The following is a 26,870-nucleotide window of genomic DNA, read 5'->3' as shown; positions in this document are numbered from 1 at the left end:
TTATTAACTTAAATACCTACCACCTTAAGGTTTACAAGCGCATTAACTAATGGCATTAGTGGCAAACCAAGAATAGTATCCTCGCTTCCTTGTACTTCCTTAAATAACCACTTGCCTAGGCCTTCATATTGATAAGCACCACAGCTCTGATAAGGTTTTTCCGCTTGTAAATAGGCTTCAATTGTTTTTTCACTTAGATGATGCAGTGTCAGTGTAGCCGTTTCATGGTATTGCCAAAGTATTTTGCTCTCTTTAACAATGCACAGGCAAGCAATTTGTTGATGTTGCTTCCCGCTTAACTCTCTCAAATGGCTTACAGCTGTTTGATGATTCAGTGGTTTGTTAAATACTCTTTTATCAGCGACGCATAATTGATCTGCTGCAATGATATAGTGCTCTGGATAATGTTGGCTTACATCCAACGCTTTAATTTTAGCCAGGGTAATCCCTAACTCAACTAGTTCGACGGAGTTATGCCTTGTTTTAATTTCTTCTTCGTTACAATTCGATGGTACAACCAGGAAATCCAAGCCAAGTGATTTCATGAGTTTATGTCTTATAGTCGAAGATGAGGCGAGAATAATCGGTTTTTGTTGTAAAAATTTAGACATAGATGGCCACCGATGCCATGAGTAAAAAGCCTATGATTACAAAGCTGAAATCACTTAAATTACAGCAACGCTCTACCATGACACAGCGCTCTAGTCCATGTAAAGTTCCCAAATAGAGAAATGTACCGGCAGATGCCGCGATTAATATAGGGTCGAATAAAGAGTTAGTTTCTACTCCATGACCAAAATACCAACCAAAATAAATGCCTAAGGGTGTCATAAGGCTAAAAAAGAAAAAAAATACCATACTTTTTCGAGTGCTCATCGAGCTTTTATTTAATTGAATTGCTATAGCCAAACTTTCCGCCCACTTATGAGTGATGATCGCTAAAAATAGCATAATGATCATGGAATTGTATTGGGTAAAACCTAAAGCAGCTCCCAGCATAAGCGAGTGGACAGAAAGCATGGCCCAGGCGAGTATTGCGAAAGCAGGATGTTCTGCATCATGATGGTGGTATAGTTCCTTTCCTAAATGTTCAAACCACAAGAAAATAAGGAATACTACTCCGGTAATAATAAACGCAAATGGATAGTTATAACCCATTTCTTTAAATAAGGTGTTTGATTCAGGTAACATGTGAAGGAGTGCTGCACCCAGAAAAACACCTGTAGCCAAAGTTTCACCTATGGGAAAATCAATGTGTTTATCGTCTTTAAGTCGCTTTTTAAATGGGTACCAGCCTGCAATGAGAATGACTATAAATATCGAAACAGCAAAAATGATTTTTAAACTGGTTGCGGACAACATGAAGTCTTCCTACTTTAAAATGCGTATATATTATCCTGAAATGACTAATCGAATCTACAGTGCACAGCAGTATTACATTGTTAAAATTTAGCAATTCTTGCATGCCTTCTGGATATTAGTTTGATGGATGATGCATTTCCTCATGCAAGCCAAAGAGGCGCACTTCCTTTATATCGATTTGTGATTTCAGGGTTGAGATTACTCGATTATGCAATTTTTTCCATTGATTAAAATCATTTGAGCAAAAAATATCCAAACTCATTTTTCCATTTAAATAATGTATATTCCAAAATAAAATCTGGGGAAAATCATGGCGAATGTCATTAAAAAATTTTTCCTGGAGTATTGCCCTGTTTGGTAAATGCAAGGATGGACATGAAATTTCATCGTCTTCAGGGTCAACATGGACAATCACATCTTTGACGCAATCAATTTCTTTTACCAGAGTATGATGCACATGTTGAGCGATATAGTGCCCCTCGGAAACGGATATTTTGGGTGAAACCAGAATATGGACATCAATAAGCACATCACTACCCATAAACCGGCTTCTCAATTGGTGAATACGCTTTACTCCATCAATGCTTTGTATAACTCGTTCAATTTGAGAAAATAATTCTGCGTCAACAGCTGTGTCTACCAACTCTTTGACACTGTTCCAGCCATAGCTCCACCCCATTTTTATAATCATCAGGCTTACGATGACGGCGGCAATGGCATCCAGGTAAACAAGCCCTGCCAAGCTGCCAATTAATCCAATCAGCACGACTATGGATGAAGCAGCATCTGATCGATGATGCCAGGCATTGGCGGTGATTAATTGGGAGCTAATTTTTTTTCCTACATGGCGGGTGTAGTGAAATAATGCTTCGTTTGCAATGATTGAGAAGCACACTATAGGAATAGATAACCAGTTTGGCATGGTATGGTCTGATTTAAGCAATTCGTCAAGTGCATCCCAGGCAATCCCACAGCCTGCTAGGATTAGTAAAAGGGAAAGCAATAAAGTTGCTGCCGTTTCAATTCTTTGATGGCCATATGGATGAGAGTCATCAGCGCTAACGCTTCCATATTTTGAAGCAAATACAACCGTCACATCAGTAATTAAATCAGAAATGGAGTGGACTCCATCCGCGATGAGAGCATGAGAATGATATAAAAAACCACCAATCATTTTGACAACACCGAGTAAGGCATTAATAAAAGCACCGATAAGGGTCACTTTTTTGGCTTGCCAATACCTGTCATGGGGGTACATTGTTGTTCCTTTTTCAATCACAAAAATAATTTAGATTTTTGTAAATAAAAATTAGAAGGGAAACTATACCATGTTATAGCATGAGTTCCTATTTATCTCGTGCTGTCAGTTATAGTCGACTAAATGTATTAATAATTTCTTTTTGGTTTTTACTCGATTACGCTAGGAGAAGTTAAAAAAATAATTGCAGATGTTACCCAAAAGCAAATTGGAAAGTTCTGAATCAGTTAGAAAATAGACTGATTTTACAAGGTGTTTTGCATTCTGTGCACAGGATTATCCACAGATTTTGTGGATAAATATATCTGAGGGAATTAAATTAAAAAAGCCAGGTAACCCTTACATGGAAAGGGCTATAGAAATTTCAATAGTAAAATTAGCAAGAGTTTTGTGCAATTGATTTTTGAAGTTATCCACAGGGATAAGACGGAATGAATGTTACTTGTGGACCGCTTATGTTAGCAAAGAAAAAAATAAAAAACAGTCTTGACTTCAATAATTTTAATTATTTTTTTAACTTTGCAAAAATTGTTCAAAATTGCCCAGCCATCGTTGTGTAATTTGTCTGGCGATTGCTGTTTTTTCCAGCACCAGTTGTTTTGCAATTGGACGTAAAATAGCGAAGAGGGTTTTATCGCGTTGTAAGTTAGCTATTTTAAATTGTCTAAAGCCAGTCTGTCTGGTTCCTAATATTTCTCCTGAGCCTCTTAACTCCAGATCCTTTTCGGAGATTAGAAAACCGTCTGTTGTTGAACGCATGATCTTGAGACGTTCAGCACCTTGTTGTGATAGAGGAGATTGATAAAGTAATAGACAATGAGATTGATTATTACCTCTGCCCACGCGCCCTCGTAATTGATGTAACTGCGACAAACCAAGTCGCTCTGCATTTTCAATGATCATTAAACTGGCATTAGGAACATCTACACCAACTTCAATAACAGTAGTTGCCACCAATAAATCAATCTCGCCTTGTTTAAAGGCTGCCATAGTAGCTTCTTTTTCAAGTGCTTTCATTCTCCCATGAACAAGACCAACACGCGCGAAAGAGAGCTGTTCTTGTAGTTTTTTTGAGGTATCTGTTGCTGCCATGCATTGTAATTTTTCAGATTCTTCTATAAGGGTACAGACCCAGTAAGCTTGTTTGCCGTTGGCGATTGCCGCTTGCAAACGTTCGATAATGAGTTCACGCTTATCCTGGTTTAATACTGCTGTTGTAATTGGCATACGGCCAGGCGGTAGTTCATCGATGACCGATATATCCAAATGGGCAAAATGGGACATTGACAGGGTTCTTGGAATAGGGGTGGCTGTCATTAATAATTGATGAGGGATTAATTGGTTTAATTGCCCTTTTTGTTGCAGAAGGAGCCGTTGTTCTACTCCAAATCGGTGTTGTTCGTCAATAATGACCAAACCCAAACGAGCGAATTCGACTTGCTCCTGAAATAAGGCATGAGTTCCAACAATGAGCTGACAGCTATTGTCCTGCAGGGCTGCAAGCGCATTTTTTCGTTCTGTGGTTTTCATTTTACCGCTCAGTCTTAATACATTAATACCGATAGGTTCTAACCATTTACTAAGGCTATTTGTATGTTGTTCACTTAATAAATCGGTTGGTGCCATAAAAGCAACCTGAAATCCTTGTGAAATGGCTTGAAGGGCGGCTAGTGCCGCGATAATGGTTTTACCCGCCCCAACATCTCCTTGCAGCAAACGAAGCATGGGTTTGCTTTGAGTTAAATCAAAGCTGATTTCTTTAAAAACCCGTTGTTGTGCGTTTGTAAGACTGAATGGCAATGATTCGATAAAACGTTTATGAATTGCATTATCGAAAAGTATAGCGGGAGCCTGGAGCTTGCTGCGTGACTGCCTTGCAAATTGCATACTGAGCTGTTGTGCCAGTAATTCATCAAATATTAATCGCTTGAGAGCAGGATGTTCGCCAGCTTCGAGGTTGGAGAGGGAGATATCTGGCGGAGGGTTATGTAGTAATTTAATGGCTTCGCCCAAATCATAAAAATTGTTTTCCTGTAATTGTTTTTCACTCATCCATTCCAATTGATGAAGTTCGTGTTCAGATTGTTCCAGGGCTATTTTAACTAACTGCCTTAATCGGGTTTGAGTCAAGCCTTGAGTCGATGGATAAATTGGCGTAAGAGTTTCTTCCACGTGGAAATCTGATTCTTGATCAATTAATTGATATTCTGGATGAATCATCTCCAAGTGGTTGTTAAATCCGCGGACTTCGCCAAAAGCTCGAATCATGGTGCTATTATTCAAAGCCTGGATTTGCTGCTTGTTGAAATGAAAAAAACGAAGCTTCACTACTCCTGTTTTATCTTCCACATAACAATTCAACATCATCCTTTTGCCGTATTTTATTTCAGTTTTGTATACATGCCCCGCGATAACGCACCATTCATTCGAGCGCAAATCCTGAATTGGTGTTATCCTGGTTCTGTCCTGGTATTTATAAGGCAGGTGGAAAAGCAAGTCTTGTATCGTGAAAATCCCACATTTAGCAAGTTTTGCTGCAATGGTTGGGCCGACGCCAGTTAAATATTCACAAGAGTTACTCAGCACGGTATTATTTAAGATTAAAAATTTAATAATAACAGGAAAATATATTCGTTGCGACTTGAGTCATCATTCTGGCAATTTTGCCCAAATCATTACTAAGTTACTTGTTGCTTGCGAGTATCTATTCATCAAAGATGGAGTGTAATTGGATGAATCGTATTATAACGTTCACAGCGGGTTTGATACTGGTTTGGATAACAGGTTATTTATTAATCGCAGGAAGAGGACTATTAATTCCAATTGTTATATCCATTTTTGTCTGGCACCTGTTGAATACCATTAATAGCGGTGTTCAGAAAATTCCTTTCATTGGCACACATCTCCCATCCTGGATAAGGATGATTTTATCTTTGTTTGTTGTTGTTTGCCTCGTAATGGTTCTTATTAACATCATTACCAATAATGTCAGTGATGTGATAGCCGCTTCTCCCAGGTATCAGGAAAATTTACTGCACATATTTAACAGCCTGGATCAACGATTTCATGTTAAGGGTATTTTTGATTTCGACAGTTTAATTCAAGGGTTAAGCATTCAGAGTATGCTTGTTAATATTTATGGGGTTTTTACGACAATAACCAGTTCCGCTGTACTGATTTCCTTATATGTTGTGTTTCTGTTTGTCGAGCAGCATTATTTTACTCAAAAGATGGATGCCTTTTTCCCTCAGGCAGAGCACAGGAAGCTGGTTAAAAACATTATCTCCCATATTACAAAAGATACTCAAACTTATCTGGGTATTAAAACTTTGTTGAGCCTGCTCACTGCCACGTTGAGTTGGTTTATTATGAAATGGGTTGGATTGGATTTTGCCGAGTTTTGGGCATTATTAATTTTCTTTTTAAATTATATCCCCAATATAGGAGCTATTGTAGCAACAGCTTTTCCAGCTGCGCTTGCTTTGATCCAATTTGAAAGCTGGTGGCCGTTTTTGGAAGTGACTTCCGGGATAGTGGCTATACAGTTTTTCGTGGGGAATTTTCTAGAGCCTCGTCTATTAGGTAAATCACTAAACTTAAGTCCTTTAGTGATATTGTTTGCCTTAGCGCTATGGGGTGCCATTTGGGGGGTACTAGGCATGTTTTTGTCTGTGCCTATCACTGTAATGATGATGATTATTTTTGCGCACTTTGATGTGACAAGACCCATAGCAATTCTGCTGTCTCAAGATGGATATATTCACAAATCCTATGAATCTCTTGAAAATTAATGAGCTATTGCTGTTTCTATTGTTGTAATGATGGTGCTGCGGGGTTGAGAGCCTTTCCATATGGTATGAAAAAGAGCATAATATCGGTATTTTTGACGGATAAATGAGAAGTATGAAAGCTATAATCGAATATCTTTTGAAACAGGCATTAATTAATCTGCAACAATCAGGCGAAATGCCAATTGATTTGGAGATTGAAATAAAAGTTGAGAATGCCAAAGATCCAGCTCATGGTGATTATGCGACTAATTTGGCTCTGGTATTAGCTAAACCATGCCGACAAGCACCTAAAGTATTAGCCGAGCGATTGGTTGCAGTAATCCCCGTAGATCCGTCTGTAGAGAAAATTGAGATAGCTGGGGCAGGATTTATTAATTTTTTCATGCGCAGCACGGCACGCTCGCTCATCATTTCTGAAATTTTGAATAAAGGCAAGGAGTTTGGCCGAGGTAATTTAGGACAGAGCCAAAAAGTATTGATTGAATTTGTTTCTGCCAATCCAACAGGGCCTTTACATGTAGGACATGGAAGAGGGGCTGCTTTCGGAGCAACTTTGGGTAATGTTTTAAAAGCCGCTGGTTACGATGTGACTTTGGAATATTATGTCAATGATGCAGGCAGGCAAATGAATATTCTCGCTGTGAGTGTGTGGCTGCGCTACCTGGAATTGGCAGGTGAGCCAATTGTTTTTCCGGCGAATGGCTATAAAGGTCAATATGTTTATGAGATTGCACAAGAGATTTGGTCAGAGCAGGGTAATCAATTCGTGCATCCATGGATTTCGGTAGTAGAAAATTTACCTGCTGATGAACCCGAAGGTGGAGATAAAGAGACTTATATCGATGCGATCATCGCGCGAGCGCAATCCTTACTGGGCAAGGATGGGTTTGCTAATTTCCATCAACATGCTTTAAAAACGGTATTGGATGATATAAAAGATGATTTGCAGGCGTTTGGTGTTCGTTTTGACAGTTGGTTTTCTGAGCAATCGTTATTTGAAGATGGTTCTATTGAGAAAGGTATTCAGGCCTTGAAAGATAGAGGCCACACTTATGAAAGAGAAGGTGCTTTATGGTTTAGGGCAACTGATTTTGGTGATGAAAAAGATAGAGTATTAGTCCGGGCTAATGGGCAAACGACATATTTCGCTTCTGATGTAGCTTATCACTGGAATAAATATGATAGAGGTTTTGATCGAGTAATTGATATTTTTGGTGCTGATCATCATGGTTATGTCACGAGAATCAAAACAGCTGTTAAGGCATTAGGACATGATGAAAGTGCATTGGATGTCATTTTGGTGCAGTTTGCCATTCTGTATCGAGGTGGTGACAGGGTGCAAATGTCTACTCGCAGTGGTTCATTTGTTACTTTGAGAGAGCTAAGAGAAGAAGTAGGAAATGATGCGGCTCGTTATTTTTATGTGGCAAGAAAACCTGAACAACACATGGATTTTGACCTGGATCTGGCAAAGTCCGAATCCAGTGACAATCCTGTGTATTATATTCAATATGCACATGCCCGTATCTGTAGTGTATTGAGACAGTTAAAAGAAAGGGGTTTGAAGTGGGATAAGGATATGGGACTTAAAAACCTTGATTTATTGGAGCAACAACATGAGGCCACATTAATTTCTCTGATTGCCCGATATCCCGAAGTCATTCAATCTGCCGCCGCTTCTTGCGAGCCGCATCAGCTTGCTTACTATTTAAGAGAGCTAGCCAATGGGTTACACAGTTATTATAATGCGATCCAGCTATTATGTGAGCAAGAACAATTGCGATGTGCCCGTTTGTGTTTGCTGGAGTCGGTTCGACAGGTTTTAAATAATGGTTTGGCTATACTAGGCGTATCAGCTCCTGAGAGTATGTGATGGCAAAAGATTATGGAAATAGACGTGCTGCACGTCGCAACAGAGGACCGCACCAGTTTTTGGTTATTATTGTGACCTTTTTGTTTGGATATATAACTGCTTCGTTTCTCGATGTACAAACGATAAGTCAATGGGTGAATACACAGGTTTTAGCTCAACATGATGATGAAAAAGCGCCAACTAAAGTGGCGCAAGAACATAAACAAGTGCCTCCTAAGCCTAAATTTGAGTTTTATACATTATTAGCGAATGAAAGGGGGCCGGCATCTCAGGCATCTAGTCAGCAAAATACAGACAATCATGCGGCAGATAAGACATCAACTCCAATACAAAAGACTGCAAATACTGTCACTGCTGCTGTAAATAACTCAGTGAAATCAACGATAGCTAATCCAACACCGCAAACCCCAGTGAAGGTAGCGGAGGCAAAACCAACAACCATGCAACAACCTAATAAAGGAGCATATTTGGTTCAAGTCGCATCTTTTAAAGCGCGTCAGGATGCAGAACAAATGAAAGGGATGCTAATCCTTAAGGGTTTTGATGTCAGCGTGGTTCCAGTCACCCAAGCACAGGGAAATTGGTTCAGAGTAGTGGTGGGCCCTTATCCAAATAAGGCCTTGGCTCAAAAAGCTCAAATGAACCTTGCCAAAACAGAGCACCTGAACGGCATGGTGCGCAGCGTTGGCGGATAAAGGGTAATCATTTAATCAAAGAAGATTGCTCCTTTCAGATTATCTGTTTACAACTACTTGGATTCCCGCAGCGTTTTTTACAGCATGGGGCTTTGTAACAGCGACGGAAACCTTAGTAACAGGGTACTTTTGCTTGATTAATTGTGCAATTTGTTCCGCTACCGTTTCAATTAATTGAAACGAAGTTGACTCTACAAATTGGGTTACTGTCTGGCACAAAGCAGCGTAATCCAGTGTATTGGACAAATTATCCTTGCAATCTTTAAAGTCAAAGGGAATGGATATATCAATTAATAATCGTTGATTAATACGCTGCTCCCACCCATAAACACCAATTTTTGTTTCAACACTGAGAGCTGTAATATTTAAAGTATCCATTTGATATCCATTAATAATTTATCAGGACCTACGAAAAATCCTCAATCTTTTTGTTTAAAATTTTTAAAATCATCCATTTAATTTATCTAAATTTTCTCATGAAAACATTGTTTGCTTTGACCTTGGGGTTTTTCGTGTGTCCTGTTTATATTGTTAAGTATCGATTGCTATTTATACCACTGTATTGATTACCTTAACATGATACTATAAACACTTTTTATTGTGATAGTGATTAAATGATGTTTGATTTGAACCAATCCCTTTTTCTTCGAGCTTTGAGAAGACAACCTGTGGAGAGAACTCCAATCTGGATTATGCGCCAGGCTGGGCGTTATTTGCCTGAATATAGAAAAGTAAGAGAGCATGCCGGTGATTTTTTAAATCTTTGCAAGAATCCGGAACTCGCCTGTGAAGTAACCTTGCAACCGTTGCGTCGCTATGCTTTGGATGCAGCTATTTTATTTTCCGATATTTTAACAATACCTGATGCTATGGGGCTAGGGCTCTATTTTGCCGAAGGAGAAGGACCTCGTTTCACAAATCCTTTACAAGATACCAAGGCAATTCATACCCTGAAAATTCCTTCCATTCCTGAATCTTTATCCTATGTCTTTGATGCTGCGCGCTTAATCCGCCAGGAAATGCCTAAAGAATTACCTTTGATCGGATTTTCTGGTAGCCCATGGACTTTAGCTTGTTACATGGTTGAGGGCGGGAGCAGTAGAGATTTTAAGCGAATTTTAAATTTAATATACACTGAAAAAGAAGCAGCGCACCTGTTATTGAATAAATTGGCTGTCTCTGTGACTGCCTATTTAATTGAGCAAATAAAGGCGGGGGTTAATGCGGTTATGATCTTTGATACGTGGGGGGGAGTTTTAACTCCACAAAATTATAAGGATTTTTCTTTGGCATATATGCATCAAATTGTTCAGCAATTGAAAAAAGAATACCCTGATATCCCTGTAATTTTATTTACCAAGAATGGTGGGCAATGGTTAGAATGGATGGCAGAAACTGGTTGTGATGCATTAGGAGTTGACTGGACGTGTGATTTGGCTTCCGCGCGCAAGAGAGTAGGCGGAAAGGTCGCTTTACAAGGAAATCTGGATCCTGCTGTTTTACTAACTACAAAAAATTGTATACGAAGTGAGGTTGGGAGTGTACTGGCATCTTATGGTTATGGAACAGGGCATATCTTTAATTTGGGCCATGGCATTACTCCGGATGTACCCCCTGAGAATGTTGCAATAATGATTGAGGCGGTACATGAGATAAGTCCTCAATATCATTTGTAGTTTGTGCGAGGCAAAAATTATTGTTTCAAAATAGTGAAATGCCTCAAGAATCAGACAATCGTAACCGTACACGCCATTGCATGAACAGTTACAGATAATCAGCTTTTGGCATAGATACTGGCCTTCATTCAAGACGTCATGAATTTCATTAAGATTCATTTCTGAATTGATGGCTTAATTGGATGGCCATTTCCAGAGATTGTTCATAGTTTAATCTTGGATCAACCAGGCTGTGATAGGCAGTTTTGAGATCATGAGGAGCTAATCCACGAGCGCCCCCGATACACTCTGTTACATTGTCACCAGTTAGCTCAAAATGGACACCTCCAAGGTAGCTACCCATGCTGCGATGAATTTCCAAAGCTTGTTTTAATTCCGATAAAATGTTATCGAAGTGACGTGTTTTAGTACCGTCTTCTGTTGTTTCGGTATTGCCATGCATAGGGTCACATGACCACGTGACTGGAATTTTGCTTTTCCTTACTGTGTCAATCAGTGGAGGTAACAACCGGTCGATAAGTTTTGCTCCCAGGCGAGTATAAAGTAAAACTCGTCCTTCTTCTTTTTGCGGATTGGCTATGCTTAATACCTCTGATAACCATTCAGGTGTAGCTGCTGGGCCTATCTTAATGCCTATTGGATTTTGTACCCCTCGTAGAAACTCAAGATGTGCACTGTCCGTTTGTGCCGTACGCATTCCAATCCAGGGTAAATGAGTTGAAAGATTGTACCATTTTCCATCTTTCAACTGTCTTGTTAATGCTTGCTCATAATGTAAATGCAACGCTTCATGAGAGGTGTAAAAATCAACTTTACTTATGCTACTCGAACGTATTCCATCTATGGCATTCAAAAAATCCAGGGCGTCTTCAATAGAGTCTACAATATGTTGGTATTCGTTCTTCTGAGGGGAGTGTTCAACAAAACCTAAATCCCAGCGTTGAGGATGATGCAGGTCAGCAAAACCGCCATCCAGCAGCGCTCGGATAAAATTTAAAGTCATGGCAGAACAACTGTATGCCTGAAGTAATAATTTAGGATTAGGCTCCCTGGCAGTGGTAGTAAATTCAGGTGAATTAACGATATCTCCACGATAACTGGGTAAAGTAACTCCATTTATGGTTTCGTAATCTGAGGAGCGTGGTTTTGCATATTGCCCAGCTATTCTTCCGATACGAATAATTGGTTTACGCAAGCCATATAATAAGATTAGGCTCATTTGAAGAATGATTTTTAATTTGTTACTTATAACTTCTGAACGACAGTCATTAAAAGATTCAGCACAATCACCACCCTGCAGAATAAAAGCATTACCCCGGCCAGCCTGGGCAATTTCATTTTTTAAATGTTTGATTTCACCGCTGGTAACTAATGGGGGCAGCAAACTTAATTGTTCTACCACTTTATTTAATTGCTCTTCATCAGCGTATGAAGCTGCCTGCAAATACGAATATTTCTGCCATGTAGTTGGCGACCATTCTTGCATAATTTACCCAAGTTATTTTTGCTTTAGTTGTCGTTTAGACTTAATTTAACTCAAAGGATTATTAAATACTTTGATTTTTTTACCTAAATGAGAATTAAGACAGATTTTTTAGCTATCTAAGTATGGAATAAATGGACAATTACTGCAAGCCATGATTTGAAAAGTTTCAATCAGTTAATGACCTGAATTTTAAACCAAGATTTAAAATCCTAACAGGGGCTTGAAAATTGCAAATACAATCCCCATTTGTAGGAATCGAGTTAGTCAGGAGCGATTTTGATGAGTAAACAAAATAAAAAAGATTGGAAAAAATTTAAAGACGAACACAAAGAAGAACACAAGGTAGAGAATGAGATTCTGGAAGAAGAAACTGATGAAGAATCACAACATCAAGAACCTGCTTTAGGACATCCCAGCTATACTGCCTTGGAAGAGCAACTGACATTGGCGGAACAAAAAGCACATGAAAATTGGGAAAAGTCTGTACGCGCCCTTGCTGAATTGGAGAACGTTCGTCGTCGTATGGAACGAGAAGTTGCCAATGCTCATAAATATGGCGTAGAAAAACTGATTTCAGCTTTATTGCCAGTAGTGGACAGTCTTGAGCAAGCATTACAATTAGCGGACAAGAACAGTGATCCATCTATGCATGAAGGACTTGAGTTAACTATGAAACTCTTTCTTGACGCATTACAGAAGTTTGATGTGGAACAAATTGATCCTCTTGGACAGACATTTGACCCTCAACAACATGAGGCAATGTCAATGCAACCTGCCCCAGGAGCGCCACCGAATTCTGTAATTACTGTATTCCAAAAAGGTTACAAATTGAGCGATCGAGTAATTCGACCAGCTCGGGTGATAGTTTCCACCAAATAATCTGGTGTTTCAGTTGAGGTATTTTTAAACAAATTTTTAGATGCAGTGTATTCAGCTTTTTTTAGGGTGATAGCTTGAAATCGTCATGATGCACCCCATATGTGGAATATTGCATGAGAAAATATTAATTTGGAGCAAAATAGAATGGCTAAAATAATAGGTATAGACCTGGGTACTACGAACTCTTGTGTTGCTGTCATGGAAGGTGACAAACCGAAGGTAATTGAAAATAGTGAAGGTCACAGAACAACTCCTTCTATCGTAGCATTTACTGATGATAATGAAATATTGGTAGGCCAATCAGCCAAGCGTCAATCCGTGACTAACCCAGAGAAAACGCTGTTTGCGATTAAACGATTAATTGGGCGTCGATTTGATGATCCTATCGTGCAAAAAGATATTAAGATGGTTCCCTACAAAATTATGAAAGCGGACAATGGGGATGCTTGGGTTAGAGTCAAAGATCAAGATAAGGCACCACCACAAATTTCTGCTGAAGTGTTAAGAAAAATGAAAAAAACAGCAGAAGATTATTTGGGTGAAGAAGTAAAAGAAGCAGTGATTACTGTACCTGCCTATTTCAACGATTCGCAACGCCAGGCAACCAAAGATGCTGGTCGTATTGCTGGCCTGGAAGTAAAACGAATCATTAATGAGCCTACCGCTGCTGCACTGGCTTATGGTATGGATAAAAAACGCGGTGACTCTGTTATTGCGGTATATGATTTAGGGGGAGGAACTTTTGATATTTCAATTATTGAAATTGCCGAAGTGGATGGTGAACATCAATTTGAAGTACTTGCAACCAATGGTGATACCTTCCTCGGTGGAGAAGATTTTGATTTGGCTTTAATTGAGTATTTGGCTTCTGAGTTCAAGAAAGACACTGGTATTGATTTGCATAATGATCCTCTTGCTCTGCAACGCTTGAAAGAGGCTGCCGAGAAAGCAAAAATTGAATTGTCATCTGCACAACAAACTGATGTCAATTTGCCTTACATTACAGCAGATGCTTCTGGGCCAAAACATTTAAATATCAAATTGACTCGCGCAAAACTGGAATCTTTAGTGGAGAAACTGGTTGAGAGAACTATTGAGCCATGTAAAACAGCTTTAAAAGATGCAGGGCTTACTGTCTCACAAATCAACGAAGTTATTCTGGTCGGTGGGCAAACTCGTATGCCTCTGGTACAAAAAACTGTGGAAGAATTCTTTGGCAAAGAACCTCGTAAGGATGTAAACCCTGATGAGGCTGTGGCAGTAGGTGCTGCAATTCAGGCAGCAGTATTGTCCGGTGAAGTGAAAGACATTCTTTTACTCGATGTCACTCCTTTGTCTCTCGGTATAGAAACCATGGGTGGTGTAATGACCAAACTCATTGAAAAAAACACAACTATTCCTACAAAGGCTACACAAGTGTTTTCAACAGCCGATGATAATCAGACAGCAGTGACTGTGCATGTATTGCAGGGTGAAAGAGAACAGGCTTCAGCAAACAAGTCACTGGGACGGTTTGATTTGCGTGACATCCCTCCTGCTCCTCGTGGTGTTCCTCAAATTGAAGTAACTTTTGATATTGATGCCAATGGTATCTTGAATGTTTCTGCCAAAGACAAGGCAACTGGCAAGGCACAATCCATTGTCATCAAAGCTTCCAGTGGTTTAAGTGAAGAAGAGGTTGCTGCTATGGTGAAAGATGCCCAATCGCATGCTGAAGAAGATAAGAAATTCAAGGAAATGGCAGAACTGCGCAATCAGGCAGATAGTTTGATTCATAGCTGTGAAAAATCTATGAAAGATTTGGCTGATGAGTTGTCTGAGGATGAGAAAAGAGGCATCGAAACAGCAATTTCTGAGCTGAAAGAGGCGGTGCAAGGAACTGACAAGGCTCGTATTGAAGACAAGCTGAAAGTATTGACAGACGCTTCCGCAAAAATGGCTGAACGTATTTATGCTAAAAAATCGTCTGAAGGTCAGGCAGCTCAGGGGCAAACACAATCTCAGGAATCTACAAAACCTGCGGAAGAGGGAGTTGTTGATGCTGAGTTTGAAGAAGTTAAAGAAGAGGATAAAAAGTAATTTAATATTACTCTCGCCCTCTGATTTAAGAGGGCGGAAGAAGGATTCATCGGGTTATAATAAATAAATTTTGGGTCGGGGCGATATTATCGTCCCGTTTGTCTATTGAAATAGCACTTAAGCTAATTTAGAGTCTTCATACGACTGAGAGAATTAAAATTAAGTGATTGTTATAAATTGTGAGCAGTTATGGAACAGCGGGATTATTATGAACTTTTAGAAGTAAGTCGAAATGCGAGTGATGCAGAGATTAAAAAAGCATATCGCAGGCTGGCAATGAAATACCATCCCGATCGGAATCCAGGTGATACCTCTGCCGAAGAAAAATTTAAAGAAATTCAAAAAGCCTATAACATCTTGTCCGATAAGCAAAAACGCGCCGCTTATGATCAATTCGGCCATGCCGGAGTGGATCCTTCAATGGGTGGAGGCCCAGGTGGTTTTGGCGGATTTGGAGGATTTGGTGACGTTTTTGAAGATATTTTTGAGAATATTTTTTCAGGGGGGCGTGGGCATGGGCGTCAATCACGTGGACAAAGAGGCGCTGATTTGCAATTTAATGTGCAATTGACCCTTGAAGAAGCGGCTATAGGAAAAGAAGTTGAAATTACCGTTCCAAGACATGGTACTTGTACTGTTTGTGAGGGATCGGGGGCTAAAAAAGGCACAAGCCCAAAAACTTGTGAAACATGCCAGGGCATGGGGCAAGTCAGAATTCAACAAGGTTTTTTTTCCATACAACAAACCTGCCCCACTTGTCATGGTGAGGGAAAAATAATTTCTGATCCTTGTGCCAGTTGTCATGGTCAAGGAAGAGTTAGAGAAAGTAAAAAAATAAATGTCAAAATCCCGGCTGGAGTCGATAATGGTGATCGAGTCCGTTTAAGCGGAGAAGGTGAAGCAGGGGTGCATGGTGGTGGTTCAGGAGATTTATATGTTCAAATTAGCTTGAAAAAACATGCTATTTTTGAGCGCCATGAAAATGATTTGCATTGTGAAGTACCTATTAGTTTTGCAACTGCGGCGTTAGGAGGCTCGATCGAAGTACCCACTTTGGAAGGCCGAGTCACTTTAAAAATTCCGGCGGAAACTCAAACAGGCAAAGTATTTCGCTTGAGAAGTAAAGGGATGAAATCTGTCAGAGGATATGGACAAGGCGATTTGCTATGCAAGGTAGTTGTAGAAACACCGGTCAATTTATCTCGAGAGCAAAAAGAACTGTTAAATAAGTTACAGGATTCATTAGAGAATGCCAAGGGAACGCACTCACCTAAAACAAGCTCCTGGTTTGCCGGTGTGAAAAAATTCTTCGAAGACATGAAATTTTGACTTAATTAAGTTACAATTGGAAGATTTGTCGTTTTCAGCATGGATTGCCTATTTTACGCTGGATAAGCATACTTTGAACATAATTGAGTATATTCATGATTAATAAATCAGCAATTTTAGCTTTAGCTGATGGCACTGTTTATGAGGGCCTGTCAGTAGGGGCCAGTGGTGATTCTGTTGGTGAGTTGGTTTTTAACACGTCAATGACTGGCTATCAGGAAATGCTTACTGATCCTTCGTATGCCAGACAAATAATTACCTTAACTACTGCTCATGTGGGAAATACCGGTTGTAACATGGAGGACATGGAGTCCACAAAAGTCTGGGCAGCCGGCCTCGTCATGAGAAACTGCACTGCAATCCCTAGCAATTACAGAGCTGAACAATCCTTCCCAGACTGGTTAAGTAAAAATGGAGTAGTTGCAATTTCTGGCATTGATACGCGCGCGCTTACACTGAAATTGCGTGAGAAGGGTTCTATCGGAGCCTGTATTAGCACCAATGTGGAGAAACCTGAAATTGTTGTGGCAAAGGCTAAATCCTTTGCAGGGCTTCAGGGTGCAGATTTGGCTTTAGAGGTTACAAGACAAACGATAGAGCGTTGGCATGAAGGTCGGGGAATGTGGAGTCTAGACAAACAGCCTCAACAGCTTCATGTTGTTGCCTATGATTTTGGTGTAAAACATAATATTTTACGTATCTTACATGATAAGGGATGCCATATTACTATAGTCCCTGCTAAAACTTCTGCAGAAGAGGTTTTAGCCATGAATCCTAATGGTGTCTTTTTATCCAATGGACCGGGTGATCCCCAAGCATGCGATTATGCCATCAAAGCAACACAGGTGTTTTTAGACAATAATATTCCTTTATTTGGTATATGCCTTGGGTTTCAGATTTTGGCTTTGGCATGTGGTGGTATTACTAAAAAAATGAAATTTGGACATCATGGTTCCAATCATCCTGTAGTTGAAACAACTGGCAAAAAACGTGTTTTTATAACAAGTCAAAATCATGGTTTTGCTGTAGATGAGGATTCATTGCCCAATTGCCTGGAAGTTACGCATCGTTCATTATTTGATAACAGTTTACAGGGAATAAGGCACAAAACAAAACCGGCATTTGGTTTTCAAGGCCATCCAGAAGCAAGCCCTGGGCCACATGATATAGATATTTTATTTAATGAATTTTTAAATCTGATGAAATAAATTTTTAGCTTCAGAATTATTATTTTGGCAAGAGTGGCTTGTTTTAAGCCTGCTTACAATGATTGTAATACCCCTAAATGCTATCCATGGCTATTAAAGATTAGTAAAATGGCATGGATTTACCAAAACAATGACTTTAACTTGTTTTGTGTTTTAAGCAGAGATAAAGATTAGGGATACTAAAAATAGAAAATACAGAGGATATGTAATGAATGAAGTCTATGTTTTTACCTCAGAGTCTGTTTCCGAGGGCCATCCTGATAAGATAGCTGATCAAATTTCAGATGCCATTTTAGATGCTATTTTAGCCCAAGATCCAAAAGCACGAGTGGCTTGTGAGGTATTGGTTAAAACCGGCATGGTTTTGGTTGGTGGAGAAATTACGACGAAAGCTTGGGTTGATGTTGAAGAAATAACTCGTCATGTTATCAAGGACATTGGCTATAATAGTTCCCAGATGGGGTTTGATTGGGAATCTTGTGCTGTGCTTTCAGCGATTGGCAAGCAATCACCAGACATAGCTCAAGGTGTCGATAATCAGCAAACTAAAATTCTGGGTGCTGGCGATCAGGGACTTATGTTTGGTTATGCCAGCCGTGAAACAGATGTTTTTATGCCTGCCCCTATTGCCTATGCGCATCGTTTGATGGAGAAATTAGCTAAAGCTCGTAAATCAGGCCAATTACCCTGGTTAAGACCTGATGCAAAATGTCAACTTACTTTGAAATATGAACAAGGGATGCCGGTTGAAGTGGATACTGTTGTTTTTTCTACGCAGCATTCACCTGATATTGAGCATAAAGATTTGGTTGAGGCGATCCGTGAAGAAATTATTAAATCAGTTCTTCCTGCTGAATGGCTCAATGATAAGACCCGGTATTTCATTAATCCGACAGGACGCTTCGTAATTGGTGGTCCTTTGGGCGATTGTGGCTTAACCGGCCGTAAAATCATTGTTGATACTTATGGTGGTATGGCAAGACATGGCGGAGGCTGTTTTTCAGGTAAAGATCCTTCGAAGGTAGATCGCTCCGCAGCATACGCCGCAAGACATGTTGCCAAGAATATTGTGGCGGCTGGTTTGGCGGATAAATGCGAGTTACAGATTTCCTATGCTATTGGTGTTGCTGAACCTACATCTATTTTTGTTGATACTTTTGGTACTGGACGACTAAAAAACAGCGAAATAATTGATTTAATTCATACGCATTTTGATTTAACACCGCAAGGTATTATCGACCAACACGATTTGCTTCGTCCTATTTATAGGCAGACGGCAACTTATGGGCACTATGGCAGGGAGAGTTTTCCATGGGAGCGATTGGACAAAGTAGCTGAATTAAGCAAGGCATTATAATTTTTTAAGGATACTCTAATGGAACTGGTAGAAGAAGGAGTACAGAAAATCAATACATTACAAGATTATAAAGTAGCAGAGATTTCATTAGCGGACTGGGGGCGAAAAGAAATAGCGATAGCTGAAACCGAAATGCCGGGTTTAATGGCTTTACGCGAGGAATTTTCTGCGAAAAAACCACTTCAAGGCGCTCGGATTGCAGGTTGTCTGCATATGACGATTCAAACCGCAGTATTGATTGAGACCCTGGTTGCATTGGGTGCTGAAGTACGCTGGTCTTCCTGCAATATTTTTTCTACTCAGGATCATGCAGCTTCCGCTATTGCTGCAAAAGGAATCCCTGTTTTTGCCTGGAAGGGCGAAACAGAAGAAGAATATTGGTGGTGTGTTGAGCAAACTTTAAGTGGCCCCAATGGTTGGACACCTAATTTATTATTAGATGATGGCGGGGATCTGACACAAGTTGTTCACCAGAAACATCCCAAATTACTGACTGCAATTAAGGGAGTATCTGAGGAAACCACTACAGGTGTAGCCAGGCTGTACGAAATGGCGAAACATGGACAATTAAAAATTCCAGCCATTAATGTTAATAATGCGGTGACCAAATCCAAATTTGATAATTTGTATGGATGTCGGGAATCCCTGCTTGATGGGTTAAAACGTGCAACAGATGTTATGATAGCTGGTAAGGTTGCCTTGATTCTAGGCTATGGTGACGTAGGGAAAGGTTGCGCTCAGGCCTTGCGCGGACAGGGAGCCACTGTACTTGTCGCAGAAATTGATCCTATTTGCGCACTTCAGGCAGCAATGGAAGGCTACAGAGTAGTCACTCTGGATGATGTTGCTGAACAAGTGGATATCGTAGTTACAGCTACTGGCAATTACCATGTTGTAACTCACGATCACATGAAACGTATGCGTAATCAGGCGATATTGTGCAACATAGGCCATTTTGATTCCGAAATTGATATTCAAAGCTTAAAACAGTATCAATGGGAAAATATCAAGCCGCAGGTTGATCATGTGATTTTTCCTGATGGAAAGCGGATTATTATCCTGGCTGAAGGGCGTTTAGTGAATTTGGGCTGCGCTACAGGCCATCCGAGCTTTGTCATGTCTGCTTCCTTTACCAATCAAGTATTAGCGCAGATTGAGCTGTTCCAAAACTCTAGCCAATACCAGAATCAAGTATATGTACTTCCAAAAGTTTTGGATGAAAAAGTAGCCCGTTTGCATTTGGGACGTATTGGTGCAAAATTAACTCAATTAAGTAATGAGCAGGCTGATTATATCGGCGTTGATAAAAATGGACCTTACAAGCCGGATCATTATCGTTATTAAACTAATTTTATTCAAGATTTAGTCAAGATAACTAAATCTTGAATTTTTATACATTATTGGATCTTATACTCTAATATAGATTAGAATTAATTCACTTATCACTTAAAAAAGAAAAGCCTGTTGATGGATCTGGTTATAGCGGCAAATTATCTTTCTACTCTGGAAAAATGTCTTGAACAATTTGGGATTAACCATTTTTTAGAAAAAATTGGCTTTGATCTGATAAGAGTACATGATCCTGATGCCTACTTAACTCAGGATGAATTTAACCAGGTTATTTTGGAAGCTTATAAATTAAGCAATTGTCCGGAATTGGGTTTGGTTTTTGGTCAAAACTTATCTATAGTCAATCACGGTTTTCTTGGGTATGCAGCAATGAGCAGTCCTACATTTGGAACTGCTATACAAACTGTGCTCAGTTACCTTAATACACGAACCAATTTGTTGTCTCTGGAGTTACGCCAGTTTAATACTGAAAACAGTGCTTATATCAAGTTATTACCACACACAAAAGAAATGGTTTTATCACGTTTTATAACTGAATTGGCAATTACTCATCTTATTAAAATGAGAAATTTTTTGATTAGTTGTAATGACCCATTGCTCAAGATTGAGTTAAATTACGATGAACCTCCTTATGCAAAATATTATCAAACAATTTTTCAGACTAAAATTATTTTTAATACAGAGGCTACTCGCGTTTGGTTTAAAGCGGAGGAACTGAATTATCCCATCCATTTTGCTGACGATGTCAGTTATCAACTGGCAAAAAGGCAATTGCAAGAACTTGAAAAAAAAATGTCATTAAAAGAGGATATGGCAAGCAAGATTAAATCTATTTTAATCAATCAGAATTTAAATCACGTCAGCATGGATGAGATAGCCAGTCGATTATGTATGACTTCTCGTACTCTAAGACGTCATTTGCAGAGATTGGATGTGACTTACCAAGAGTTGCTTGATGAGGTAAGAGAACAAAAAGCAAAGACATTTTTGCTCAATAATAATATTTCCATGACCGAGATCTGTTTTTTATTGGGTTTTCAAGATACATCCAATTTTTCAAAAGCATTCAAACGATGGACAGGAATCACTCCCACAGAATATAGGGAAAAACATGAAGTCCAATGATTGCTCGATTTTAATTTAATCTCATGGCTTATTGATTCTTGAGTTGATATTTATTCTCCTGCATACTGAGGTGGTTTTATTTTTAAAAATTGGTCAAGGCTACGGATTGACTTTAAAAAGGAGATTGAAGTATGGGTTTGAAATCAGGAATATTGGGATTAAGTCTTTTATCGCTTGCTTGTGGCAGTTTTGCTATGACTGAAACTGAAACAATCAGGGTTATCATTAAATATAAACAGCAACCCGCCACTATTGCTTCACTGAAATCACAAGTCATTAAATCTGTTCAAATACCCGTTAAAGAAATGAAGCCTATGGCCAATGGCGCTTATTCGCTTATTTTTGATACATCGAATTCCCATGCTATTGTCAAGTCTAAAGAAGAAGATGTTACAGCCAAAGTTTTAGAACGTTTGCGCAAAAATCCCAATGTACTTTATGCAGTTAAAGACAGAATAGGACATTTTAAGCCTCTCCCTGATCCAGTAATAAACCAGGAGTTAAGTCAATTGTTATCCCATGAGAGTCAATGGGATGAATTCGAAAGGCCAGCGGGAATTCGTTTGGAGTCCAGGCCTGGTTTAAGAGATGGCGCATGGGCATATACTACAGGAAAGTCTAGGAAGCCGATAGTTGTTGCGGTTTTAGATACTGGGATTGCATTGAATGACAGTTTGGTGAATAACCTTGTAAAAGATAACGAAGGTAATGTATTTGGATGGAATTTTGCCGGGAATAACAATGATTTATCTGATGAAACCAGATCTTACCATGGCACCCATGTTGCCGGTACCATTGCCGGTTATGGCGATGTCATGAACGGAGTTGGTGAGGATTTAAAAATTCTGACTGTTAAAATTCCTGCCGAAAATGGTATGTTTTATGAAAGTGCTGTGGTGAATAGTATCTATTGGGCTGTTGGAGGTGATGTTCCGGGAGTTCCTAAAAATATACATCCAGCCAAGGTATTAAATATGAGTTTTGGTGTCGATTTAGAGCCTGGAAAAGAAATTGATTATTGCGACGAAGCTTTACAAGAGGCTTTATTCTTTGCTCGCAAGAAAGGGGCTGTAGTCGCGGTTGCTGCCGGAAATGATAATGTTTGGGAACACTATAATGCTCCTGCAGTGTGCAATGGAACGATCAAGGTTGCTTCCACCGGACCAGAAGGATTGCGTTCGTACTTTTCAAATTATGGGCCCAGTATAACCCTTGCAGCACCGGGAGGTGATAAGCGTTATGGCACTTCGGGAGGTATTTTATCTACCGTAAACCCGGGAGGTGGATACAATTCATCAGGCTTTGATTTTTATCAAGGGACGAGTATGGCTTCGCCTCATGTAGCCGGGGTAGCAGGTTTAATTTTTGCTGTCAGTAATAAGGCTTTGAAACCTGAACAAGTTGAACAAATTTTATATGTTACTACGCATGAGTTTGGGCAAAGCAACGACACCAATAAATCTTGTGTCGGCAAAAAACCTTGTGGACATGGAATATTGGATGCGGATAATGCTGTGCAGGCAGCATTAAATGCTTATGATGTCTTATTCTCAGCGCCTAAAATGATTGCTCTGGCAACGCATGAATGTGGAGAGAATAGATTAAAACCTGGTAAAAACATCATTAATGACAGTACTGCGACCTGGATTCAAGCTAAGTCAAGCTGTGAAACTGGTGTAAGCTATCAGAAGCCACGTATTGAAAAAGCCAAGGATGGAAAGATTTATGCTTATTATGGTTCCGTAAGCTATGAATTGGATCAATCGGCTTATAAAGAATGTCGTGTCGTTGGATATGATGGCGTAGGCTGTTACTTATAATATCAAATGAAACTTGATTCTCAGTTTTAAGACGTTTTGATGAGGGAAGTATTCAGAGCCAATTTATTGGTTACGTATGGAATCCTTCTCTCATCAAATTAAAATCCCTGCATTCGCGCAGGTATTAAAATTTTAACAAAGACATCAGAAAATTACTCAAGCCAATTATTTAATATATCAACAATTTTTTTGGCTTGTTCAGTACTCGAAATATTGAATTTGGATTTTTGCCAATATTGATTGTTACGTTTCTGATAACGCCGTATAGAATATTTTACAGGACCGTAATCATTTTTTGTGTTATCCCAATCCTGGTATTTAAACATAATAGTAGTCCATGCTCCTTTGGATAGGATTTGTTTATCGAGCTCCCTGGTTGTTTCCACTCCATTTTCGTTAAAAGCAATTGTTATATCATCTATGGTTTCAGCCATTTGTCATACTTCCTCAATTATTTCCGATGGATTGTAATTTGCCGTCGACAAAAGTCAAGGAAAAGGCTGGTTGATATGGACCTGGTTTATAAATCCAGATTTGTGGTTTTGTCTCTGTAGGAACCACTTGGTTAATGTACGTGTTATTGACCAGGTTCGGACTGCCGCAAGCGCCATAAACTTTAGTGGCAGGATCTCCGATTTGAATGCTTGCGTTGCCACACAAGGAAAAAGCGTTAGTATTGCCGCCATTCACTCGAATATCCTGGACTTTATTATTGAGAATATCGACTTCCAATTGCACGCCGCTACTACCTGTAGGTATATTCCATACGCCATAAAAAGCGGTACCTTCCGGTACATTTAATGATCCTGAATACAGGCCATCGGAGTTTCCCAGATTATTATAAATTAGTTGCTGCACAGGGATTTTCTGCAAAATAGGCTGATTGGACTCTTGTTTACTCAGTGGTTGCCCGCACGCAGCAATGACCTGATCCATGGACATACCGATATTGATATAACCATGATTCTGAGGGCAATACAAAGATTGTGCGCTCATTAAACGGAATGGCATAATTAGCAATAATAAACTCATAAGTAATATCGATTTCATAGCTTTTTCCATTAATCCGTATCAACTAATAGTATAGTTCTGTTTGTTTATTTTTGCTTTTATAATAACTTCCAGGGCAAAGAAGCGCTTAGAAACAGGGTAATAATTTTTAATATCACCATGATAATAAAGGGTGAGAAATCAAAACCTGAAATGTCCGGGACTATAATTCTGCCTAGTCGTAAAATTGGTGTTGTTATTACGCGCAAGAAATCACCAAGCGGATGTTGCCATTTGGGATTAACATAACTCATTATTACTCGAATCAGAACAGCAAAAAATAATATTTCGCAAGGTTGAATTATCAAATCAACAAGTATGTAGAGAAAAATAAAGAGAAATGGAATGATTGCATGATACATCAGTAAACTCAGTGAAATTATTTTAAAAAATTCCACCAGGATTAAAACTCCAAATGCTATCCAGTCGTATTTTTGTCCTGGTTGCAATGGCTTTTTTATAATCCAATACAAGGGTTTCACTAGAGGATCAGTAATGGTATGGATTAATTGAGAGAATGGATTAATAGTACTGATACGAAAAAAACGTATAGCGATTCTAAGCCACAAACTGAAAATAACGATAGTAAATAATAAGGATAATAAAAAATACCCGACAGCAGTTAAACCAGCCATTGTTTTACCTCTTTAGATTGTATTCATCAATAAAGCCAGCAAATTTATTCATATGATTTAGAAATGAATTGCTTAAGCAGTTTATTAACCTTCTATCATAACGCGAGCAAACCTTGTTCCACAATGATTGTTTGCTTGAACAGTTCAAGAATTAATACTAACAGAATGTTCCCAATATCTTTCTCAAAAAGTATTTTTAGTTCAGTTGTTTAGTTTATCTTAATTCCCTCATTAAAAACATTTTTTGCCTTGACCTTGGGGTTTTTGTAAATCCTGACTGACATTAAAATAAAAGAAATCAACAGAGGACTTCTTGCGATAGAATTTTTGTTAACTCAAAAGTGTTATTCAACTTTTCCTAATTCATGAGCTTTTTGTTTCGCAGCTTTCATAGCAGAAAAAATGAGCTCATCCAAATCTCCATGCAGGATTTCCAAAGCTGCGGCTGTTGTACCTCCCGGAGAAGTTACTTTTTTTCTCAGTTCAGTCAAACTTAACTGGCTATGTTGAGCTAATTGAAGCGATCCTGAAAATGTCTGTATGGCAAAGTGTTTGGCAACCGTTTCTTCCAGGCCCAATTGGACCCCTGCATTAATCATCGCTTCAAGAAACAAAAATACGTAAGCAGGGCCACTGCCAGAAAGGGCTGTCAGGGTGTCCATGTCTTCTTCATCTTTAACCCAATCAGTAATCCCAATGCTTGAAAATAATTGTTCTGCCCATTTTTTTTGTTTCTCGTTTACAAATTCATTTGCAATCATTGATGTTGCTGCAAATCCAACTATAGCCGGGGTATTAGGCATGGTTCTTACGACCGCTTGTCCTTTTTTACAATATTTGGCAAACCAGGTCAGGGACAATCCGGCTGCCACTGAGATTAGAAGGCAACCTGATGAAATAAAAGGGTTAATCTCATTGACTACCTCACGCATTTGTGCGGGTTTTACTGCCAATATAATGACGTCTGCGTCTTTAGCCACTTCTTTATTATCGTAATGAGTGCGAATATTTTCTTTACTAATGCCCGCAGATAAGGATGGTGAGGCAGCTGACAATGAGTATTTATTTTGCTTTTGTAAGTGGCAGGCAATTGCTTTCGCCATATTCCCATAACCAATAAAACTGATATTCATAATAATTTACCTTTTCGTTCGCCAAAAATTGCTCGTCCAATTCGAACTATGGTCGAACCTGCTTTAATTGCCGGAACCAAATCATCACTCATACCCATTGATAAAGTATCCATTTTTAAATGAAGTGCCTTATTGATGGATTCCTTGAGTTGATTGAGTTTAAGGAATAAATTGTACTGTGTTTGCATGTTGTTTTGCTGAGGAGGGATTGTCATCAGTCCCCTTAGCTGCAAATTAGGCAATTGCTTTACTTCGAGAGCAAGGTCGATGGCATGTTCTGGAGGAATGCCTGATTTTGTAGTTTCTCCAGTCAAATTAATTTGTAAACAGACATTGAGCGGTGGTAGTTGCTCAGATCTGAACTGGTTAAGAAGTTTGGCTGTTTTATTTCGGTCAATGCTGTGAACCCAATTAAAATATTTCGCTATTCCTTTGGTTTTATTACTTTGGATAGGCCCTATAAAATGCCAACAGATAGGCAGATCTCTTAATGCCAATATTTTTTCCTGGGCTTCTTGAAAATAGTTTTCACCAAAGTGTCTTATCCCTTGTTGGAATGCTTCTCTGATTAATTCGGGGCTTTGTTCTTTACTAACAGCCAATAATAAGACGCTGTTCGGTTGCCTGTTACTGGATGATTCTGTCTGGGTTATCAGTTCTCTTACTTTGTTTATGTTCTGACTAATGCTCATATTAATCCCGGCTAATCAAAAGATGAGGCGCTTTATTATAAAAAGAAATATTAATTATGCATGAAGTGTAAT

23 protein-coding genes are annotated in these 26,870 nt (G+C 39.2%); 12 read left to right on the top strand and 11 right to left on the bottom strand.

Annotated elements, in window-relative coordinates:
* Positions 1-8 precede the first annotated feature (8 nt).
* From LPG_RS10220 to recG, 4 genes are all read right to left on the bottom strand, one after another.
* The gene (locus LPG_RS10220; protein ID WP_010947752.1) at positions 9-611 is read right to left on the bottom strand and encodes a Maf family protein; all 603 of its coding nucleotides are present in this window, start codon (positions 609-611) and stop codon (positions 9-11) included.
* Entirely contained in the window at positions 604-1,362 is a 759-nt protein-coding gene (locus tag LPG_RS10215; RefSeq protein ID WP_010947751.1) for a ZIP family metal transporter, read from the bottom strand. Before LPG_RS10215 ends, LPG_RS10220 begins: the two co-directional genes overlap by 8 nt.
* Positions 1,363-1,477: 115 nt before the next feature.
* Positions 1,478-2,620 carry a cation diffusion facilitator family transporter gene (locus LPG_RS10210; RefSeq protein WP_015444330.1) on the bottom strand — a complete coding sequence of 381 codons (1,143 nt, stop codon included), beginning with the start codon at positions 2,618-2,620 and terminating at the stop codon, positions 1,478-1,480.
* A 513-nt stretch (positions 2,621-3,133) separates the two neighbouring features.
* Positions 3,134-5,206, bottom strand: a complete 2,073-nt coding sequence (gene recG, locus LPG_RS10205; protein ID WP_010947749.1) for an ATP-dependent DNA helicase RecG — start codon at positions 5,204-5,206, stop codon at positions 3,134-3,136.
* Between the two features lie 146 nt (positions 5,207-5,352).
* On the opposite strand from recG, the gene LPG_RS10200 reads away from it, so the two are divergent.
* The 3 genes from LPG_RS10200 to LPG_RS10190 all read left to right on the top strand — a co-directional run bounded on the left by LPG_RS10200 (position 5,353) and on the right by LPG_RS10190 (position 8,979).
* A complete protein-coding gene (locus LPG_RS10200) occupies positions 5,353-6,411 on the top strand; it encodes an AI-2E family transporter (RefSeq protein ID WP_011214278.1) in 1,059 nt (352 codons plus the stop codon).
* 103 nt (positions 6,412-6,514) lie between these two features.
* A complete protein-coding gene (argS, locus tag LPG_RS10195) occupies positions 6,515-8,284 on the top strand; it encodes an arginine--tRNA ligase (RefSeq protein ID WP_010947747.1) in 1,770 nt (589 codons plus the stop codon).
* Positions 8,284-8,979: an SPOR domain-containing protein gene (locus LPG_RS10190; RefSeq protein WP_011215990.1), complete on the top strand. Its 696-nt coding sequence runs from the start codon at positions 8,284-8,286 to the stop codon at positions 8,977-8,979. The genes argS and LPG_RS10190 overlap by 1 nt, the downstream gene beginning before the upstream one ends.
* A gap of 39 nt (positions 8,980-9,018) precedes the next feature.
* Here LPG_RS10190 and folB read toward each other — a convergent pair whose 3' ends face one another.
* On the bottom strand, positions 9,019-9,357 hold the full coding sequence (gene folB / locus LPG_RS10185) for a dihydroneopterin aldolase (RefSeq protein WP_010947745.1): 339 nt from the start codon (positions 9,355-9,357) through the stop codon (positions 9,019-9,021).
* A 239-nt stretch (positions 9,358-9,596) separates the two neighbouring features.
* On the opposite strand from folB, the gene hemE reads away from it, so the two are divergent.
* The gene (gene hemE / locus LPG_RS10180; RefSeq protein WP_015444333.1) at positions 9,597-10,655 is read left to right on the top strand and encodes a uroporphyrinogen decarboxylase; all 1,059 of its coding nucleotides are present in this window, start codon (positions 9,597-9,599) and stop codon (positions 10,653-10,655) included.
* A 148-nt stretch (positions 10,656-10,803) separates the two neighbouring features.
* Here the strand turns inward: hemE and LPG_RS10175 are convergent, their stop codons facing one another.
* Positions 10,804-12,141: a 3-deoxy-7-phosphoheptulonate synthase class II gene (locus LPG_RS10175; protein ID WP_010947743.1), complete on the bottom strand. Its 1,338-nt coding sequence runs from the start codon at positions 12,139-12,141 to the stop codon at positions 10,804-10,806.
* Between the two features lie 279 nt (positions 12,142-12,420).
* On the opposite strand from LPG_RS10175, the gene grpE reads away from it, so the two are divergent.
* The 8 genes from grpE to LPG_RS10135 all read left to right on the top strand — a co-directional run bounded on the left by grpE (position 12,421) and on the right by LPG_RS10135 (position 23,288).
* Entirely contained in the window at positions 12,421-13,020 is a 600-nt protein-coding gene (gene grpE / locus LPG_RS10170; RefSeq protein WP_015444334.1) for a nucleotide exchange factor GrpE, read from the top strand.
* A 144-nt stretch (positions 13,021-13,164) separates the two neighbouring features.
* Positions 13,165-15,099 (top strand): molecular chaperone DnaK, encoded by a 1,935-nt coding sequence (gene dnaK, locus LPG_RS10165; protein WP_015444335.1) that lies wholly within the window; start codon positions 13,165-13,167, stop codon positions 15,097-15,099.
* Between the two features lie 189 nt (positions 15,100-15,288).
* Entirely contained in the window at positions 15,289-16,428 is a 1,140-nt protein-coding gene (dnaJ, locus tag LPG_RS10160; RefSeq protein WP_010947740.1) for a molecular chaperone DnaJ, read from the top strand.
* A gap of 95 nt (positions 16,429-16,523) precedes the next feature.
* Entirely contained in the window at positions 16,524-17,636 is a 1,113-nt protein-coding gene (carA, locus tag LPG_RS10155; protein ID WP_015444336.1) for a glutamine-hydrolyzing carbamoyl-phosphate synthase small subunit, read from the top strand.
* 208 nt (positions 17,637-17,844) lie between these two features.
* Positions 17,845-18,993: a methionine adenosyltransferase gene (gene metK, locus LPG_RS10150; protein ID WP_010947738.1), complete on the top strand. Its 1,149-nt coding sequence runs from the start codon at positions 17,845-17,847 to the stop codon at positions 18,991-18,993.
* Positions 18,994-19,011: 18 nt separating this feature from the next.
* Positions 19,012-20,337: an adenosylhomocysteinase gene (gene ahcY, locus LPG_RS10145; RefSeq protein ID WP_010947737.1), complete on the top strand. Its 1,326-nt coding sequence runs from the start codon at positions 19,012-19,014 to the stop codon at positions 20,335-20,337.
* A gap of 123 nt (positions 20,338-20,460) precedes the next feature.
* Complete coding sequence (locus LPG_RS10140; protein ID WP_015444337.1) at positions 20,461-21,468, top strand: AraC family transcriptional regulator; 1,008 nt, start codon at positions 20,461-20,463, stop codon at positions 21,466-21,468.
* 131 nt (positions 21,469-21,599) lie between these two features.
* Positions 21,600-23,288, top strand: a complete 1,689-nt coding sequence (locus LPG_RS10135; protein ID WP_010947735.1) for a S8 family serine peptidase — start codon at positions 21,600-21,602, stop codon at positions 23,286-23,288.
* A gap of 152 nt (positions 23,289-23,440) precedes the next feature.
* Here LPG_RS10135 and LPG_RS10130 read toward each other — a convergent pair whose 3' ends face one another.
* The 5 genes from LPG_RS10130 to LPG_RS10110 form a co-directional block, all read right to left on the bottom strand.
* On the bottom strand, positions 23,441-23,722 hold the full coding sequence (locus LPG_RS10130; protein WP_010947734.1) for a hypothetical protein: 282 nt from the start codon (positions 23,720-23,722) through the stop codon (positions 23,441-23,443).
* A 13-nt stretch (positions 23,723-23,735) separates the two neighbouring features.
* A complete protein-coding gene (locus LPG_RS10125; protein WP_011946920.1) occupies positions 23,736-24,338 on the bottom strand; it encodes a DUF2845 domain-containing protein in 603 nt (200 codons plus the stop codon).
* Between the two features lie 59 nt (positions 24,339-24,397).
* Entirely contained in the window at positions 24,398-24,973 is a 576-nt protein-coding gene (locus LPG_RS10120) for a YggT family protein (RefSeq protein ID WP_010947732.1), read from the bottom strand.
* Between the two features lie 344 nt (positions 24,974-25,317).
* Positions 25,318-26,106, bottom strand: a complete 789-nt coding sequence (gene proC, locus LPG_RS10115) for a pyrroline-5-carboxylate reductase (protein WP_010947731.1) — start codon at positions 26,104-26,106, stop codon at positions 25,318-25,320.
* A complete protein-coding gene (locus tag LPG_RS10110; RefSeq protein ID WP_010947730.1) occupies positions 26,103-26,798 on the bottom strand; it encodes a YggS family pyridoxal phosphate-dependent enzyme in 696 nt (231 codons plus the stop codon). Before LPG_RS10110 ends, proC begins: the two co-directional genes overlap by 4 nt.
* Positions 26,799-26,870: the final 72 nt, after the last annotated feature.

It is taken from the genome of Legionella pneumophila subsp. pneumophila str. Philadelphia 1 (assembly GCF_000008485.1).
Classification (GTDB): domain Bacteria; phylum Pseudomonadota; class Gammaproteobacteria; order Legionellales; family Legionellaceae; genus Legionella; species Legionella pneumophila.
Note: the sequence above shows the minus strand (reverse complement) of the source record. Positions and strands in the feature narration are given on the sequence as shown.

What these genes read in the sequence shown, in the direction of transcription:
- ahcY (WP_010947737.1), top strand. Translation starts at nt 19,012, where the DNA reads ATGGAACTGGTAGAAGAAGGAGTACAGAAAATCAATACATTACAAGAT.
- LPG_RS10220 (WP_010947752.1), bottom strand. Translation starts at nt 611, where the DNA reads ATGTCTAAATTTTTACAACAAAAACCGATTATTCTCGCCTCATCTTCG.
- folB (WP_010947745.1), bottom strand. Translation starts at nt 9,357, where the DNA reads ATGGATACTTTAAATATTACAGCTCTCAGTGTTGAAACAAAAATTGGT.
- LPG_RS10120 (WP_010947732.1), bottom strand. Translation starts at nt 24,973, where the DNA reads ATGGCTGGTTTAACTGCTGTCGGGTATTTTTTATTATCCTTATTATTT.
- proC (WP_010947731.1), bottom strand. Translation starts at nt 26,106, where the DNA reads ATGAATATCAGTTTTATTGGTTATGGGAATATGGCGAAAGCAATTGCC.
- LPG_RS10175 (WP_010947743.1), bottom strand. Translation starts at nt 12,141, where the DNA reads ATGCAAGAATGGTCGCCAACTACATGGCAGAAATATTCGTATTTGCAG.
- LPG_RS10125 (WP_011946920.1), bottom strand. Translation starts at nt 24,338, where the DNA reads ATGAAATCGATATTACTTATGAGTTTATTATTGCTAATTATGCCATTC.
- LPG_RS10200 (WP_011214278.1), top strand. Translation starts at nt 5,353, where the DNA reads ATGAATCGTATTATAACGTTCACAGCGGGTTTGATACTGGTTTGGATA.
- LPG_RS10110 (WP_010947730.1), bottom strand. Translation starts at nt 26,798, where the DNA reads ATGAGCATTAGTCAGAACATAAACAAAGTAAGAGAACTGATAACCCAG.
- dnaJ (WP_010947740.1), top strand. Translation starts at nt 15,289, where the DNA reads ATGGAACAGCGGGATTATTATGAACTTTTAGAAGTAAGTCGAAATGCG.
- metK (WP_010947738.1), top strand. Translation starts at nt 17,845, where the DNA reads ATGAATGAAGTCTATGTTTTTACCTCAGAGTCTGTTTCCGAGGGCCAT.
- dnaK (WP_015444335.1), top strand. Translation starts at nt 13,165, where the DNA reads ATGGCTAAAATAATAGGTATAGACCTGGGTACTACGAACTCTTGTGTT.
- argS (WP_010947747.1), top strand. Translation starts at nt 6,515, where the DNA reads ATGAGAAGTATGAAAGCTATAATCGAATATCTTTTGAAACAGGCATTA.
- LPG_RS10190 (WP_011215990.1), top strand. Translation starts at nt 8,284, where the DNA reads ATGGCAAAAGATTATGGAAATAGACGTGCTGCACGTCGCAACAGAGGA.
- grpE (WP_015444334.1), top strand. Translation starts at nt 12,421, where the DNA reads ATGAGTAAACAAAATAAAAAAGATTGGAAAAAATTTAAAGACGAACAC.
- LPG_RS10135 (WP_010947735.1), top strand. Translation starts at nt 21,600, where the DNA reads ATGGGTTTGAAATCAGGAATATTGGGATTAAGTCTTTTATCGCTTGCT.
- LPG_RS10215 (WP_010947751.1), bottom strand. Translation starts at nt 1,362, where the DNA reads ATGTTGTCCGCAACCAGTTTAAAAATCATTTTTGCTGTTTCGATATTT.
- LPG_RS10210 (WP_015444330.1), bottom strand. Translation starts at nt 2,620, where the DNA reads ATGTACCCCCATGACAGGTATTGGCAAGCCAAAAAAGTGACCCTTATC.
- LPG_RS10130 (WP_010947734.1), bottom strand. Translation starts at nt 23,722, where the DNA reads ATGGCTGAAACCATAGATGATATAACAATTGCTTTTAACGAAAATGGA.
- LPG_RS10140 (WP_015444337.1), top strand. Translation starts at nt 20,461, where the DNA reads ATGGATCTGGTTATAGCGGCAAATTATCTTTCTACTCTGGAAAAATGT.
- carA (WP_015444336.1), top strand. Translation starts at nt 16,524, where the DNA reads ATGATTAATAAATCAGCAATTTTAGCTTTAGCTGATGGCACTGTTTAT.
- hemE (WP_015444333.1), top strand. Translation starts at nt 9,597, where the DNA reads ATGTTTGATTTGAACCAATCCCTTTTTCTTCGAGCTTTGAGAAGACAA.